Below are 14,432 nucleotides of genomic sequence, written 5' to 3'. Positions count from 1 at the left end.
TAATGAAAGATCTCAATACGCTGCTCATTTTTGCGAAGGTCGTCGAGGCGAGCAGCTTCTCGGAGGGCGCGAGGCGGCTCAAGATGCCCATTTCCTCTGTGAGCCGCCGTATTGCCGAACTCGAAAATCAGCTGGGTGTTCGTTTGCTCGATCGATCCACGCATCACCTGAGGCTCACGGACTTCGGCACCGAAGTATTCGAGCTCGCAAGACAGGCCACCGAGGTCAGCGAAGCCGTCGACAATGTCATTTCGAACCGCCTGCCCGAGGTGTCCGGCGCCGTACGGCTGTGTGCGCCGCCAAACCTCTCCGACTCGCTGATCGTGCCTGTCGTCGAAGCCTTTCAGCAGTCTTACCCGAACGTGGAGGTCAAGGCGTTCATTACCGAACGCATCGTCGACCAGATAGCCGAGGACGTCGATATCGCGTTCAAGGTCGGAACCTTCACCGACGCGACGCTCGCAGCGCGCACGCTTTTGACTTACCGGCATCAGGTCGTTGCAAGTCCGAAGTACCTCGCCAGACGCCCGCCTCCGCAGTCGCCGCGGGACCTTCCCGCGCACCGGCTTTTCGCGTTCTCTTTCAGGAAGCCGGACTATAGCTGGAGCTTCGTTCATGTCAACGGCCGGGATACCGAAACGGTCTCCTTCCAGCCGACAATGGCCATGAACGACTACACCGGGCTCATTGTGGCGCTGCTCGAGGGCTGCGGCATCGGGGAACTGCCGCCCATCGTCCAGCCAGACCTCGTGCGCAGCGGGCAGCTCGTCGAGGTCTTGCCGGACTGGCATCTGCCTGTGTTCGACCTGACCATCGCCAACCTGCGCGACCGCTATCTGCCCCGGCAGGTACGCATCTTCAGGGACTTCGCCTCGAAGATGGTGCCCGGGCTCTTTGGCACCTTACCATCCTGAAAGGCGAAAACAGGCGATACCATCGAACCCGTTTCAACCATTCGAAATCATTCTGGAGTTCGAATGGTCTGCATCTTACTGCGGAAAATCCGGAAACAACACGGGTGCCATTTCAATCGCGAATTCCTTGAAGAGCCTGCACGGTTTCGAAATGTGCCGGTTGCCCAGGTACACGAGCGAGAGGTCGTATGTCGGGAGGCGCCACTGCGGCATCACCTCCACCAGCTTGCCCTCGCGAACAAGATCGGGCCGGACCACAGGGGGCAGTTCACCAATGCCGGCACCCGCCAGCAACATGGAAGCGAGGCCGGCAAAATCGTTCATCGCGAATAATGGCTGGAACGTGAGCGTCTGCTTTTCCCCTCCATTCTCGTGCACGAAACACCAGCTGCAATCCGCCTTCCAGTGCGAAAACGCAAGGAGGCGATGCTCGAGCAGATCCTGCGGCTTTCGGATCGCCCCGCAGCGCTTGAGGCACGCAGGCGTCGCAACGATGCGATGACGATAGGCCAGAAGGCGCCGCGCGACCAGCGACGAATCGCGCAATGCGCCAACCCGGAACACAAGGTCGACGCCGTCCGCGATATGTTCGACGTAGCGCTCGGTAACGAGAATCTGAAAACGCACATTCGGATAGCGCTTCTGAAATTCCAGGACAAGCGGCGTCAGCAAGGTGTCCGAAACGCTTGGCGGCGCCGAAAGGCGCAAGAGCCCCGACACGTCCGAGAGATGGCTGGACGCGACGCTGTCGATGGCCTCACCCAGCTCGACGCCTCGCACGGCTTGCTCATACACCTCCTTGCCGAGGTCGGTGAGGGTGAGACTGCGCGTGGAGCGCTCAAGGAGCCGAACGCCCAGTGCCTGCTCGAACTCAGCGATGTGCCGGCTGACCGTAGAGACCGGCATGCCAAGCCGGCGTGCGGCCCCGGAAAGGCTGCCCGATTCGACCACCTTTGCGAATATCACCAGCGAGTTGAGGTTCGCCATCGCTTTTCCATCCTTGGAAAACCATTGTGCGCCAATCGTCGGCGACGCCGCAAGGATAGATGCCAACCCGGAGCACGAGCGCCCACGTGACATATCATGGCACGCTGATCTTTCCGGAAGTGGAAAACGATTTTCTGCATTACCGCCTACCGGAAAATCGCAGCTGCTCTATGGTTTCGAATAGACACTCGCGAGCCGCAAAGGAGGCGTCGATGACGACCATGAAAGCAGCAGTGATCCACGAGCCCGGTGGTCCTGAGGTGCTCAAGCTCGAACAACGGCCTATACCGACGCCGCAGCGCGGCGAGGTACTGATCCGCGTGAAGGCGTTCGGACTCAACCGATCCGAAATGTTTACCCGCCAGGGATTTTCTCAGAGCGTGAAGTTTCCACGTGTGCTGGGAATCGAGGCGGTCGGCGTCGTGGAAGACGCACCGGGAATGGAGTTCGCCAAGGGCGAGACGGTTGCCACCGCGATGGGAGGCTTGGGGCGTGAGTTCGACGGCAGCTATGCGGAGTACACCTGCGTACCTGCCCGGCAGGTACAAAAACTGGTCACTGGCTTGCCCTGGGAAACGCTCGGCGCAATGCCGGAAATGCTTCAGACCGCTTGGGGCTCGCTGTTCAAGGCCCTCGCGCTGCAAGTGCGGGACCGGCTGCTGGTTCGGGGCGGAACGACATCGGTTGGACTTGCCGCTGCGGCAATCGCCAAAGCGCACGGTGCGTTTGTGATTTCGACGACCCGCAATCCGCAGAAAGGCGACGCGCTGCGTGCAAACGGCGCCGACCGTGTCGTCATAGACTCGGGCACAATCGCGCAAGAGATCGGCGAAGTGTCGCCCGGCGGCGTGGATAAAGTGCTGGAACTCATCGGAACCACGACGCTGAAGGACTCGTTGCGCTGCGCGAAACAAGGCGGTGTGGTGTGCATGACTGGCATTGTTGGCAACCAGTGGTCGTTCGACACCTTCAGTCCGATGGAAGTGATACCGAGCACGGTGAAACTCACCATTTACGACGGCGGAGTCAATGAATTCATGGCGACGCCGTATGACGAATTGCTGGCGCAGGTGAAGGCCGGAACACTTCGCGTCCCCGTTGGGAAGGTTTTTCGACTCGACGAAATCGTAGAAGCACACCGGTGCATGGAAGAGAACAAGGCCGGCGGGAAGATCGTCGTGCTGCCATGAAGGCGGCCTTCACGCCCGCCGATGATTGACAGGCGTTCATCAATCAGTAATCCCACTGCACCGGCACGAAACGGAAGCCTTTACCGTTCCTTGCAACGTGACCGATGGACGGGAACGCCACATGTGCTGCGGCCAGCAAAGCGCCGGTTTCAGCAGCGTCGGTGAGCAGCGCGATACGCACGTCCGCAGCCACGTCAGGATCGTGCTCGAAGCCATTCTGCCATTCGGGATTGTCGAAGCCGACTTCGAAAATCGCGTCGCCTGCGAACGTCAGTTTCTCGCCGTTCGAGGCGACGTCTACGACGCAATGCCCCGGCGTGTGCCCACCCGTTACGCGCGCCGACACGCCCGTTGCGACTTCGACGGTCTGATCGAACTGCATGATGTTTTCGCTGTAGAGTTCCGTGAACTTCGCAGCCGCTTTGCGGAGCGCGGGAGGAACGGCTTCCGGCATCACCGTCTTGCTGAAGTCCGGACTTTTCCAGAATTCCACTTCGGCCGCAGATACGTGAATGCGCACGTCCTGGCGCAGTCTGGCCTTAACGCCATCGACGTTCAGTCCGCCGACGTGATCCATGTGCATATGCGTAATCACGATATCGGTGATCGCAGCCAGGTCGATGCCAGCCGATTCCAGGCGCATCACCGACCGACCTGCACGCGTGAAGTATTCGAAACCGTCGCCCACACCCGAATCGATCAGGATCAGGCGTTCGCCGCTGCGCACGAGCGCAATATTCAGCGCCCAGTCGAACATGTCGCGTTGCAGGAAGCGACCGTCGAACCATTCGTTGCGGTCCGCTTCGCTCACGTTGGTGGACATGGTCGAGGTCGGAAGCGGCAGAATGCCATCGCTGATCAGCACGACGTCGACGTCACCCACGCGCACGGCGTAGCGGGAAGGCACGAGTTCGACTGAACCTGCTTTGCCAAGGTTGGCGGTAACAGGCTGCACATTGCGGGTTGCTTTAGTCATTTTAAGTAATCCTATTAATAGATTTCGTGAGCCGCGCCGGGCGACGGCATGGTTTACTTCGCTGGCACGAGAACCGGTGCGCCCTTGTCCTTGAGCAGCACTACGATGAACGTCGCGGGCTTCGTCTGGCTCGCATTGCGCCCAACCGTATGAACGTCGTTCGGCCCCTCATAAAACGTCTGTCCCGGACCGAGCGCGACTTGTTTGCCGCCCCTGACCTGCATCACGATGTTGCCTTCCAGCACGTAGATGAAACCGTGCGCATTGTGCCGATGCACGGGGTCCGACGCGCCGGGCGGATATTCCACGCGGATCATCAGCGCTTCCTTGCCCGGATAGTCGTCCAGCGCCTTGGTCATCAGCGGCGTGACTTGTGCTTGCGCCGGCTCGTGCGCTTGCCCAGCGCCCGCAGCGAGCAGCAGCGATGCGATCAGCAATCTCGAAATTTGCATGACGCTACCCCTTTGCGCCGCGGTCAGGTCAGGCCAGGCCCGACTTGTCCACGCCGAAGGCTTTGTCGTAGATCCCCGGCGGGATGCGGAAGCCGATGTTGACCCGGTTCCACGCGTTGATCGACATCACCTGGAAGGTGAGATCGGACAGCTCCTTCTCCGAAAACTGGGTCCGCACGCGGTCGTAGATTTCATCGCTCACGCCAAGCGGTGAAATCTGGGTCAGCGCTTCGGTCCAGGCCAGCGCGGCACGCTCGCGCGGCGTAAACAGGTTGGACTCGCGCCACACGGCGACGTGATGAAGACGCAGCGGACGCTCGCCATGGATCGTGGCTTCCTTCACGTGCATGTCGACGCAGAACGAACAGCCGTTGAGCTGTGAGGCCCGGATATCGACTAGATGGCCGATGGATTCCTCGATAGCGGACTTCTTGAGCACGAGGCTGAATTCGACAAATTTTCTGAACAGTTCCGGGGATTGTTGCTGGTAATCGATGCGCTGGGTCATGGCATGTCCTTTATAGGGTTAAACAGAGGAAAATCGTTGCAGGAATCAGTCTTTCGCAACGGAGAGGCTGAGCCAGGTGTGAAAGCGCGTCGGGCCGACGCGATGGCCACTGCCGGCGACCAGGGTGCGGTCGTCGAGTTCGCTGCCGAAATAGCGTGCGTGGACATCGGCGATTACCGTGCGTGGATCCTTGTGTGCGGCGAGGAACTTGCGGGCCAGGTCGTCCAGCGGGAAGCGGTCCTGACCGGCGACTTCAATGGTGTCGTTCAATGGCATCCCCGCCGCAAGATCGGCGAGGACTGCGGAGACGTCGTCGGCAGCAACCGGCTGGATCAGCGCGGGCGAAAGGTGCACCTCGTCTCGCTGGGTGCCGGAGGCGATGATGCCGCCGACGAATTCGAAGAACTGGGTGGCGCGCAGCAGCGTGTACGGGACCGGCGACGCCTTGATCAGCGTCTCCTGCGCGGCCTTGGCGCGAAAATAGCCGCTTTGCTGCAGGCGTTCGGTGCCCACGACGCAGAGGGCGAGGTGGTGCTCGACGCCCGCAGCGTATTCGGCGGCCAACAGGTTGCGGCCCGCTGTCTGGAAGAAGGCCATCACGGTGTCGTCCTCGAAGGATGGGGCGTTGGCGACATCGACAACGACCTGCGCGCCTTCAAGCGCCCTCACCAACCCCTCGCCCGTCATCAAGTCCACCCCGGTCGAGGGGGATGCGGCCACCACTTCGTGCCCATCGCGGCCAAGCCGCCGCACCACGTTCGAGCCGATCAGTCCGCTGCCACCTATGACGACCACTTTCATGTTGCACTCCCACTGGCCAAGTTTACGAAGGGCTTGCCGCCTTATCCGATGGGTGCAGTATGATTTCCGGACGCGGGCGCCGCTTTGCCTGCACCTTGTATTTCCGTCCAAAATTCCTTGATCTGCTTCATCGGCGCGCCGGGTACCCCATGCCCGGCGGCCTTCTCGCGCTGGAGCCCCGAATGCAATGGGTTTTCGCTGACTGCACGCTGGACCTGGAACGTCGCGACCTGTGCCGTGCTTCCCAACCGGTCGCCACGACGCCGAAGGTGTTCGATCTGCTGGTTTATCTGGCGAGTCATCGCAACCGTGTCGTGGGCCGTGACGAGTTAATCAATGCGGTGTGGGACGGACGCGTGATTTCCGAATCCACCATGGCGAGCCACGTCAATGCCGCGCGCACCGCGGTCGGCGATGACGGTCAGCAGCAGCGTGTGATCAAAACCGTGGCGCGCAAGGGATTCCGGTTCGTCGCCGATATCACCGAACGACCGCTGGCGCTTCAGTCCGGCGAGACAACCACGCCGTCCGAAGCATCGTCGCCGCACGCGGCGCAGCTCAACAAGCCTTCCATCGCCATCCTGCCGTTCGTCAATCTCAGCGGTGACCCGGAGCAGGATTACCTCGCCGACGGTGTGATCGAGGACGTCATCACGGCGTTGTCGCGATACCGCTGGTTATTCGTCGTGGCACGTAATTCCAGCTTCACGTACAAGCATCGAAACGTGGATGTGAAGCAGATCGGGCGCGAGCTTGGCGTGCGCTACGTGCTCGAAGGAAGTTGGCGCCGGGCACAGGGCCGCGTTCGCATCACCGGCCAGCTCGTCGATGCGAGCACCGGCGCGACTCATTGGGCTGGTCGCTTCGAGGGCATGCTCGATAATATATTCGAGTTCCAGGATCAGATCGCCGACAGCGTGGTCGGCGCAATTGCGCCGCAGCTCGAACAGGCGGAGATCGCTCGCGCCCGGTTCAAACCGACCGAAAGTCTGGATGCCTACGACTTCTATCTACGCGGCATGGCGCGGCTTCATCGAGGCACCCGCGAAGCGATTGACGAAGCGTTGCCGCTATTCCAGCGCGCGTTTGAGTGCGACCCGGAATACGCTTCGGCGTATGCAATGGCGGCCTGGTGTCATTGCTGGCGCAAGGTCAACGGCTGGATGCAGGATCGCCCGCGGGAAATGGCCGAAGGCGCGCGTCTGGCGCGCCGCGCGGTCGAGCTTGGCAGATACGACGCCGTGGCCCTGGCGCGTAGCGGGCACGCCCTCGGACATCTTGCCGGTGACCACCTGGCGGAAGGCATTGCGCTTCTGGATCGGGCGTTGGAGCTGAATCACAATCTCGCCGCCGCGTGGTTCCTCGGCGCATTCGTTCGCTTGTGGCACGGCGAAACCGAACAGGCGATCAGGCAATTTTCCCATGCGATGCAGCTGAGCCCGTTGGATCCAGAACGCTACCGGATGCAGTTTGGGTTGTCTGCTGCGCATTTGTTCATGGGCAACTTCGTCGAGGCCGCTGCGTGGGCAGAGAAGGCGATGCGGGATTTGCCGAGTTTCGGCCTTGCCCACGCAACGCTCGCCGCGAGTCAGGCCTGGCTCGGGAATCAACGGGAGGCTCGACAAGCTGCGATTCGTCTACGTGAACTGGTTCCCGATTTGCGCCTCGGCAACTTGACCGAATGGATGCCGATCCAGCGCAACGAAAATCTTGCCGTTTTCACGGAAGGCTTGGCCAAGGCTGGATTTAATCCACAACCCTGCAAGGATTGATGCGATCCGGCGAGCACACCGATGTTACTTCATGACAGTTTCTCTCGCAGTTCAACGAGGCGCTCTCGCCGCCGTCCTGACGAGGAGTGCACGCGTGTCCAACTCCCGTGTCGGCCGGATCGGTCGTCTACACGTGCTTCCCGATTCATGGGCGGCGACCTCCGCCGGCCGCCGCCGTTAGCGCTTACGGCAAGGTGATCTTACGGGTGTATTCGGCCGTCACGTTGGCACTCGTGGCAACACCGAATAAGGGGTAAATAGTTTTCGGTCCGCTAGCGGCCAGACCCATGTAGTCGCCGAGGAAATGTCCGCCCGCTACGGGTGCGTTCAGGATGTTGAACGAGGCGTCAGTCAGTTTCCGTTCGTTACCCCAGTTGGCGGGGTTCGTGCACGCAGTGGCTGTCGAGCAGAACACCGCGAAATAGTCGCTGCCCTCGAAGCCCACAGGCGTGTTCGTGTCATTACGAAAGTCGTAGTAGGTCACCACGATCGTATTGCCGTCGCCCGAAGGCACTATCGCCGGAATGTACGCCTGCTGACGGCAGGGGTTCGTACCGTTCGGCGGCGTCTTGTTGATCATCACGGGTGCTGACCAGGTCGCCCCGCCGTCATCCGACTCGCTGAAGACGATCCCGACAATCGGAATCGATCCGGTGGGTGTGGTGCAGGTCCCGGACGAAAAGCGATCGTCCTGCCAGGCAAGATAGATAGCCCCCGAGACCGGGTTCACAGCGACACTGTAGAGAATAGCGGCGTCGCGTATCGGCTGACCGCTGTCAGGTGTGACCACGCCGGTGACCACGCCGCCGATCGTATGAATATTGTTGGTGAACGTCGGCCCCGACCAGCTCGCGCCTTTGTCCGTCGACTTGATATAGCCGATGCTCAGTGGCGATGGCGTGACGTTGATCGCGGTGAAGAAGTCGAGCACGGTTCCATCAGGCAGCACGCGCACCATGTTGTCGATTGTCTGCGCGTTCGTGCCAGGCTGGTAGATCGGTGCGGCTGTGCTCCACGTCGCGCCATTGTCGGTGGACCGTGAGAAGAAGCTAGGGCCGGTGAAACTGAATTTGGAGGAGGGGGCACCACCCGCGCACGGCGGCGTCCCACATGTCGAAGAGAGGCCCGCCAATTGGCGCGCGATCTCAACACCGTCATTTTGCGCGAGCAGTTGGGCGCCCTCCTTCGTCGGCGGGAACACGCTCAACTGATCCCAGACCGCATAGACGTATTTGTTCGCGGTCGGATCCGCAGTGAGTGAGTTCTTGTCATTGAGCACGTGCGGCGAGTTGGTGCGGATCAGCGTAACGGGAGGCTGCCACGTCGCGCCATGGTCAGTGGAGCGGCTGACCAGCATTCCGCTATTTCGGGCTCCGAATGGAGTCGTCGGCTGCGCAGGGTCCAGTACCAGAGAGAAGAAGAAGGCCGTTCCGTCTTGCGCGAAATCTACCCAGGGATCGGAAGCTCGCCGGAATTTGCCTGCGGTGCACGCAGTCACGCCGGACGGAATCGTATTGGACCAGGTTGTGCCCGCATCGCTCGAGGCGACGCCGACGAGCCCGCGTGAACCGCCGTCGTTCCAGCGATCCTGCTGGTGGCCGGCGAGGAGACGAGACGGGTCGGTCGGATCGACCGCAATCCATGGCTCAATCGAGGTCGCCGGATACAGGACGCTGCCGAATGCCGATTCCTGCGCGTGCACCTGGTCGGCGGCACATCCGCTGAACGGGTCGCCCGCGGCTACCTGGACGAGCGATCCGAGTGTTTGCGCGTTCGCGCCTGGGCCGATCGAGCACGCGAGCGCAATGACCCCGCCGCCTGCCACGCCCTGGAAAGCAAACCGGGATAAGCACCTGATATTGATTTTCATTCTGAGCCTCGCGAAAAAGGGAAAACGCCTGTGCACTTTCCGGCTGTCCGTCACCGGAGCCATGACTTCCATATCGTGATCTTCCGGTACATGTGAAACCGACTTGCCCCACCGCAAAACCAACGCTTGCTACCGTCCGCGTAAACATGCAGCGAAGATGCCACTACCAAAACACACTAGGTCGCTGTAGGCGCATTTGTGTGAAAAAAACATTACGGATTCCGATTCATCACGCGGCGCCCTCACTAATATTGGCTTGGTACGAGGATTGCAGATCCACGGTCAAATCATGTATACGCTTGCAGAAGCATGGTGACGGAACTCCATGGGAGCCATAGACGACTGCGTGTTCGACGGCTCAGTTCTTTCAAACATCGTTGTTTTATTCGGAATGCTTATTTACCTGGAATGAGAATGATCGCGCTTCCACAAGCGTCACAAAGGAAGCGTTTCACGATATTCCCGGCGTTCTTCTGGACGAGATGGAGGACCTTATCCGGCACATGTCCCAAGCGCAGATCGATGCGAGTGACATCATCGACCAGGCCGGCAAGCCAAGCGCGCAACTCGACGGCATGGGTGGTGTCTATTGCGCTGACTGCGAGGTCGCACTCGCATTGCCTTGCGACGACTCAATGGAGTTGGTGAGCGTCCCTTAACTGCAGGAGAATCGTGCAAGCAATCAGGAGTATCGTGCTAACACGTATCCGACGCGCGTGCCATGCTAGGTAGCTAGCCACCACAGGAGGGCAATATGCTGAACACGCGCAAGCTTGGACGTGAAGGACTCGCCGTTTCGGAGATCGGGCTGGGGTGCATGGGGATGTCCTACGCCTACGGCACGCCCGACGACGCCGAGTCGATCGCCACGATTCATCGGGCGATCGAGCTCGGTTGCACATTCCTCGATACCGCTGAGATCTATGGTCCTTTCGCCAACGAGGAACTGCTCGGACGCGCGCTAAAAGGGCGTCGTCACGCAGTGACGATCGCGACGAAATTCGGCTTCAAGATCGACAACGGCGTACGCGGCCTCGACAGCCGCCCCGAGCATATCAAGGAGGTGATCGACGCGTCGCTCGTCCGGTTGCAGACCGATCACATCGATCTGCTCTACCAGCATCGCGTGGATCCCGACGTGCCGATCGAGGACGTGGCGGGCGCGGTCAAGGACGCGATCGCCGCGGGCAAGGTTCGCTATTTCGGCTTGTCGGAAGCGAGCGTCGATACCATCCGGCGCGCCCATGCCGTGCAACCCGTCTCGGCCGTGCAAAGCGAGTATTCGCTGTTCGAGCGCGGCGTCGAAGACAAGGTGCTGCCGGCGCTGCGCGAACTGGGTATCGGCTTTGTTCCCTACAGTCCGCTTGGCCGGGGCTTCCTGACCGGCAACGCCAGGCGGGCGGAGGACCTTCCCGCCAACGACTGGCGGGCAGCCAACGATCCGCGCATACAGGGCAGCAACTTCGATACGAACGTCAAGCTCGCAGATTTCATCAAGGCCCTTGCCGACGAGAAGTCCGTGACACCGGGCCAGCTCGCGCTCGCCTGGCTGCTCAAGCAAGGTGACGATCTGGTGCCGATCCCCGGCACCAAACGGCACCAATACCTCGAGGAAAACGTGAACGCAGCTTCAGTTCGGCTGACGCCGGCGGATCTGGATCACATTCGGAGTTTCCTTGCCGGACACCAGACCGCGGGCACACGTTACCTGCCGCCCATGCTGTCGCATCTCGACCGCTAGCGAACGCCAATCACCATCGAGTTCTGCCCGCCCAGCGGTTCGACCCTGATCTCCCGAAAGCCAGCCTCGGTCATCCATTCGCGGCACTGCCTGGCGGTATAGTCGAAACCGCCGGGCGTCTCGACCAGCATGTTCAGACTCATGAGCAAGCCGAACGCATTGCGCCTGCGCTCGTCGTCGATCATCGCGTCGTAGACGATCAGACATCCGCCGGCGGGCAACGCCTGATAACTCCTCGCGAGCAGTTCGCGCTTCTGTTCGAGATTCCAGTCGTGCAGAATGTGTCCCATCACCATAACGTCGGCTGAAGGCAACGCGTCCACGAAGAAGTCGCCCGGATGAAAGCGAATTCGATCCTCTAGCGCGTTCGCCGCGATGTAGTCGTTGAATACCGGAGCGACGGCGGGCAGATCGAACCCGATTCCCGCAAGATGCTCGTGCGTACGCACAATCTCCGCCACGAGGGCGCCCTGCGCGGTGCCGACGTCGACGACCGAGCGATAGTTCTGCCAGGGAAACTTTTGCGCAATCTCCTTTGCCAGATCCATGCTGACACCGCTCATTGCGCCCAGAAACTCACGGAGCCCGCGTTCGTCACGATAGATTGCATCGAACGGGTTACCGCCCTGCTTTGCTTCGTTCTGCGGGAGCCCCGTGCGCAACGCTTCGGTCAACGAGCCCCAGAACGGATATAAGCGGTTGTTAGCCATGAGCAAAAATCCGGCGATACAACCCGGCCTGGATCTGTCCAGAAATGCATCGGCCTCGGCGGTATTCCGGTACAGCCCGTCGTCTCGATCCAGGACCCCTAGCGCGACCAAAGCGTCGAGGAAGTCGTGTGCCGATCTCGGATGCAACTGCATTTGATCCATCAGTTGTGTTGCTGTGCGCGGGCCCCTGCCCAGAACGGTGAACAGGTCGAGTTCGACCGCGGAGAGCAGCGTCTTCGAGGCCCAGAAACCCATGGCCAGCTGAAGCAGCTTTTGTGGGGAGGCGGCAGATGCGTTCGCGGTTTCAGACGTCAAGGTGCTCAATTGCGTTTCCATTGTCTTGTTTCCTTTCGCAGAGATAGCAAGTTTCTCGATGGCTTTGCTTTGCTACACGAATCGTCTTTGCGTCAACAGAACACCTTGCGGGCGAAGACTATTCCGCGCTTACCTCATCTTCAGGCGGCTGGAAGCGCACGGCGTCTGAAAGAGTGTTTGCTTCGGCAAGACCTCGACATGCCGCCTTCGAGCCTTCCGGAGCCGAATCGAGTGTATCTACGGGAAAGGAGCCATGATATTTCCTTGGGAGTTGGACGCATGCATCAAGGGGCGATGACACGACAAACAAAGAGTAGTGATGCGCCGCAGCCTCGCCCATTACATGGGGTGTAATACAAAATAGTCGTTCAGGCATCCGGCGAAGGCAACCACGCCTCAAGCGAAAACGGAGAATCGAACCGTGCCACACCTGGGCATTGCGATCATTGTGTTTGCATGCGTGTTTAGCTGCGCCCTGCTCGGCCTGTATCTGCATACCATGCTGCCAGCGCATCATCTCGGCGACGAATCGGTCAGCGTCATTAAGCTGACGATTGGATTGATAGCCACCATGGCCGCATTGGTGCTCGGGCTGCTGATCTCGTCGGCGAAAAGCTCATTCGATGCCGCGAACGCCGCGGTCGTACGCGACGCCACCGAAATCATTCTGCTCGATCGCACACTCGCCCAGTACGGTCCAGAGACGCAGGAGATCCGGGTCTTGCTGAAGCAGGGCGTCGCCACTGGCATCCAGAAGATCACCTCCGGCGATCCGGCTCAGCTGGCAAGCATGCGCAGCCCCGAGGAGCTTAAACGCGGGGAAAATATTCAACGCCGGTTGGCGCAACTGTCACCGAACAGTGAAACGCAACGCCGGCTACAGGCGCGCGCCATTCAGATCGCCGGCGACGTCCTGGCGATGCGCGAGCTTGCACTGCTGCAGGCGGCAGGCTCGACCCCGATGCCGCTTCTGCTCACGCTCGTGTTGTGGCTGTGCATCATCTTCGGCTCGTTTGGGCTGTTCACCTCACCCAACACGACGGTCGTCATCACGTTCTTTCTGGGCGCGATATCCACCTCTATCGCCATTTTTTTGATTCTGGAAATGAACACGCCGCTCGGCGGCATCGTCGCTGTCTCCCTCGCGCCCGTGCATGAGGCGCTCTCCATACTCGGACAGTAGTCGCCGCAGTACCGCCTGGAAGTTTGCCAACGTGAACAGCCCTCCCGGCAACCCGCTCGCGCCTGCTTACGCGCCATCCGGGGCCACCTGCTCCTCACGCGCGTACTGCGTAGGCGGCCGGCCGACGTGCCGCGTAAAGGCAACGCTGAACGTGCTGGCCGAGCTGTAGCCGACAAGTTGCGCAATCTCGGCGATACGGCCGTGATTGCGACGCAAGAGGTCCTTCGCGAGCGCCATGCGCCAGGTCAGCAGGTATTCCATCGGCGCGACGCCGACTGCGCGGCTGAAGCGTTCGAAAAACGTCGAACGTGAGAGCGCGGCCTCCTTCGCGAGCGCGGCAACCGTCCACGGCTTCGTCGGGTGCTCGTGCATCTCCCGGATCGCGGCCGCGAGGCGGCTGTCGGAGAGTCCGCGCACGAGCCCCGGTGGCGCATACGTTCCCGCCGTGGATCGCAGTGCTTCGATGAGCAGCACTTCCAGCAGGCGAGAGAGCACCACTTCACGCGCAGGCCGCTGCGCTCTCGATTCCTCGCGCACGAGCTTGACGAGTGTGGCCAGCCGTTCCTGGCCGCGGACATGCACGAGTTGCGGCAGCAGCGAAACCAGCAAAGATGAATCCGGCGACCCGAAGCTGCAGTGGCCCGCCACCATGCGCGAATCGACCGGGTGGTCCGCGGCGCCGATTCTGAATTCATTGTTGCCCAGCGCGACGGGCGTCACTGGCTCGACGTCCGGCGGGGGAGGCTCGAGGCTGCTCACCTCGATGCCATAGGACGCAGGAATCAGGACGAAGTCGCCGGCCACGAGTTCGAGCGGCGCGTGATCGTCGATCGTGATGCAGCACCCGCCATCGAGGATGACGCAATAGAAAGGCTCGCCCGCACCCGAACGACTGATGCGCCAGGGGCCGGCGCCGAGGACGAGTTTGGAGAAGCGCGCACTCGGCTGCAGCAGCGTCACGACTTCAGCCAACGGATCGATCATGGCCGGACTCCTGCAAACGAAATTCGGAC

The 14,432-nt window shown here is 60.9% G+C and carries 14 protein-coding genes; 6 read left to right on the top strand and 8 right to left on the bottom strand.

Annotated features, from left to right (window positions below):
• Positions 1 to 2 precede the first annotated feature (2 nt).
• Positions 3 to 914, top strand: coding sequence for a LysR family transcriptional regulator (locus BFD71_RS21975; RefSeq protein ID WP_069266428.1), 912 nt, complete (start codon positions 3 to 5; stop codon positions 912 to 914).
• Between the two features lie 75 nt (positions 915 to 989).
• On the opposite strand, the gene BFD71_RS21970 is transcribed toward BFD71_RS21975, so the two are convergent.
• Positions 990 to 1,901 (bottom strand): LysR family transcriptional regulator, encoded by a 912-nt coding sequence (locus tag BFD71_RS21970; RefSeq protein ID WP_069266427.1) that lies wholly within the window; start codon positions 1,899 to 1,901, stop codon positions 990 to 992.
• 212 nt (positions 1,902 to 2,113) lie between these two features.
• On the opposite strand from BFD71_RS21970, the gene BFD71_RS21965 reads away from it, so the two are divergent.
• Positions 2,114 to 3,091, top strand: a complete 978-nt coding sequence (locus BFD71_RS21965; RefSeq protein ID WP_083245389.1) for a zinc-binding alcohol dehydrogenase family protein — start codon at positions 2,114 to 2,116, stop codon at positions 3,089 to 3,091.
• 43 nt (positions 3,092 to 3,134) lie between these two features.
• On the opposite strand, the gene BFD71_RS21960 is transcribed toward BFD71_RS21965, so the two are convergent.
• Genes BFD71_RS21960 through BFD71_RS21945 form a run of 4 tightly spaced genes read right to left on the bottom strand, consistent with a single transcriptional unit; the run spans position 3,135 to position 5,828 of the window.
• Positions 3,135 to 4,067, bottom strand: a complete 933-nt coding sequence (locus tag BFD71_RS21960; RefSeq protein WP_069266426.1) for an MBL fold metallo-hydrolase — start codon at positions 4,065 to 4,067, stop codon at positions 3,135 to 3,137.
• Positions 4,068 to 4,120: 53 nt separating this feature from the next.
• Positions 4,121 to 4,519 (bottom strand): cupin domain-containing protein, encoded by a 399-nt coding sequence (locus BFD71_RS21955; protein WP_069266425.1) that lies wholly within the window; start codon positions 4,517 to 4,519, stop codon positions 4,121 to 4,123.
• 28 nt (positions 4,520 to 4,547) lie between these two features.
• Complete coding sequence (locus tag BFD71_RS21950; RefSeq protein WP_069266424.1) at positions 4,548 to 5,027, bottom strand: carboxymuconolactone decarboxylase family protein; 480 nt, start codon at positions 5,025 to 5,027, stop codon at positions 4,548 to 4,550.
• A gap of 45 nt (positions 5,028 to 5,072) precedes the next feature.
• Positions 5,073 to 5,828 carry an SDR family oxidoreductase gene (locus tag BFD71_RS21945; protein ID WP_069266423.1) on the bottom strand — a complete coding sequence of 252 codons (756 nt, stop codon included), beginning with the start codon at positions 5,826 to 5,828 and terminating at the stop codon, positions 5,073 to 5,075.
• A 182-nt stretch (positions 5,829 to 6,010) separates the two neighbouring features.
• Between BFD71_RS21945 and BFD71_RS21940 the strand changes: the two genes are divergently transcribed.
• Positions 6,011 to 7,600, top strand: coding sequence for a winged helix-turn-helix domain-containing tetratricopeptide repeat protein (locus tag BFD71_RS21940; protein ID WP_069266422.1), 1,590 nt, complete (start codon positions 6,011 to 6,013; stop codon positions 7,598 to 7,600).
• Between the two features lie 184 nt (positions 7,601 to 7,784).
• Here BFD71_RS21940 and BFD71_RS21935 read toward each other — a convergent pair whose 3' ends face one another.
• On the bottom strand, positions 7,785 to 9,470 hold the full coding sequence (locus BFD71_RS21935; protein WP_069266421.1) for a sialidase family protein: 1,686 nt from the start codon (positions 9,468 to 9,470) through the stop codon (positions 7,785 to 7,787).
• Positions 9,471 to 9,973: 503 nt separating this feature from the next.
• Here BFD71_RS21935 and BFD71_RS41520 point away from each other — a divergent pair.
• Both BFD71_RS41520 and BFD71_RS21930 read left to right on the top strand, forming a co-directional pair.
• The gene (locus BFD71_RS41520) at positions 9,974 to 10,129 is read left to right on the top strand and encodes a hypothetical protein (RefSeq protein ID WP_176732934.1); all 156 of its coding nucleotides are present in this window, start codon (positions 9,974 to 9,976) and stop codon (positions 10,127 to 10,129) included.
• A gap of 95 nt (positions 10,130 to 10,224) precedes the next feature.
• Positions 10,225 to 11,211, top strand: coding sequence for an aldo/keto reductase (locus BFD71_RS21930; RefSeq protein ID WP_069266420.1), 987 nt, complete (start codon positions 10,225 to 10,227; stop codon positions 11,209 to 11,211).
• On the opposite strand, the gene BFD71_RS21925 is transcribed toward BFD71_RS21930, so the two are convergent.
• Positions 11,208 to 12,257 carry a methyltransferase gene (locus BFD71_RS21925; protein WP_069266419.1) on the bottom strand — a complete coding sequence of 350 codons (1,050 nt, stop codon included), beginning with the start codon at positions 12,255 to 12,257 and terminating at the stop codon, positions 11,208 to 11,210. The genes BFD71_RS21930 and BFD71_RS21925 overlap by 4 nt on opposite strands.
• Positions 12,258 to 12,657: 400 nt before the next feature.
• Here BFD71_RS21925 and BFD71_RS21920 point away from each other — a divergent pair, with 400 nt between their 5' ends.
• Entirely contained in the window at positions 12,658 to 13,419 is a 762-nt protein-coding gene (locus BFD71_RS21920) for a bestrophin-like domain (protein ID WP_069266418.1), read from the top strand.
• Positions 13,420 to 13,485: 66 nt separating this feature from the next.
• On the opposite strand, the gene BFD71_RS21915 is transcribed toward BFD71_RS21920, so the two are convergent.
• Complete coding sequence (locus BFD71_RS21915; RefSeq protein WP_069266417.1) at positions 13,486 to 14,403, bottom strand: AraC family transcriptional regulator; 918 nt, start codon at positions 14,401 to 14,403, stop codon at positions 13,486 to 13,488.
• Between the last annotated feature and the right edge of the window lie 29 nt (positions 14,404 to 14,432).

Source organism: Paraburkholderia nodosa (genome assembly GCF_001718195.1).
Lineage (GTDB): Bacteria > Pseudomonadota > Gammaproteobacteria > Burkholderiales > Burkholderiaceae > Paraburkholderia > Paraburkholderia nodosa_A.
Note: the sequence above shows the minus strand (reverse complement) of the source record. Positions and strands in the feature narration are given on the sequence as shown.

Excerpts from the sequence above, each read along its gene's own strand:
- BFD71_RS21945 (WP_069266423.1), bottom strand. The coding sequence starts at position 5,828 with ATGAAAGTGGTCGTCATAGGTGGCAGCGGACTGATCGGCTCGAACGTG.
- BFD71_RS21915 (WP_069266417.1), bottom strand. The coding sequence starts at position 14,403 with ATGATCGATCCGTTGGCTGAAGTCGTGACGCTGCTGCAGCCGAGTGCG.
- BFD71_RS21930 (WP_069266420.1), top strand. The coding sequence starts at position 10,225 with ATGCTGAACACGCGCAAGCTTGGACGTGAAGGACTCGCCGTTTCGGAG.
- BFD71_RS21950 (WP_069266424.1), bottom strand. The coding sequence starts at position 5,027 with ATGACCCAGCGCATCGATTACCAGCAACAATCCCCGGAACTGTTCAGA.
- BFD71_RS21955 (WP_069266425.1), bottom strand. The coding sequence starts at position 4,519 with ATGCAAATTTCGAGATTGCTGATCGCATCGCTGCTGCTCGCTGCGGGC.
- BFD71_RS21925 (WP_069266419.1), bottom strand. The coding sequence starts at position 12,257 with ATGGAAACGCAATTGAGCACCTTGACGTCTGAAACCGCGAACGCATCT.
- BFD71_RS41520 (WP_176732934.1), top strand. The coding sequence starts at position 9,974 with ATGTCCCAAGCGCAGATCGATGCGAGTGACATCATCGACCAGGCCGGC.
- BFD71_RS21935 (WP_069266421.1), bottom strand. The coding sequence starts at position 9,470 with ATGAAAATCAATATCAGGTGCTTATCCCGGTTTGCTTTCCAGGGCGTG.
- BFD71_RS21965 (WP_083245389.1), top strand. The coding sequence starts at position 2,114 with ATGACGACCATGAAAGCAGCAGTGATCCACGAGCCCGGTGGTCCTGAG.
- BFD71_RS21940 (WP_069266422.1), top strand. The coding sequence starts at position 6,011 with ATGCAATGGGTTTTCGCTGACTGCACGCTGGACCTGGAACGTCGCGAC.
- BFD71_RS21960 (WP_069266426.1), bottom strand. The coding sequence starts at position 4,067 with ATGACTAAAGCAACCCGCAATGTGCAGCCTGTTACCGCCAACCTTGGC.
- BFD71_RS21970 (WP_069266427.1), bottom strand. The coding sequence starts at position 1,901 with ATGGCGAACCTCAACTCGCTGGTGATATTCGCAAAGGTGGTCGAATCG.
- BFD71_RS21975 (WP_069266428.1), top strand. The coding sequence starts at position 3 with ATGAAAGATCTCAATACGCTGCTCATTTTTGCGAAGGTCGTCGAGGCG.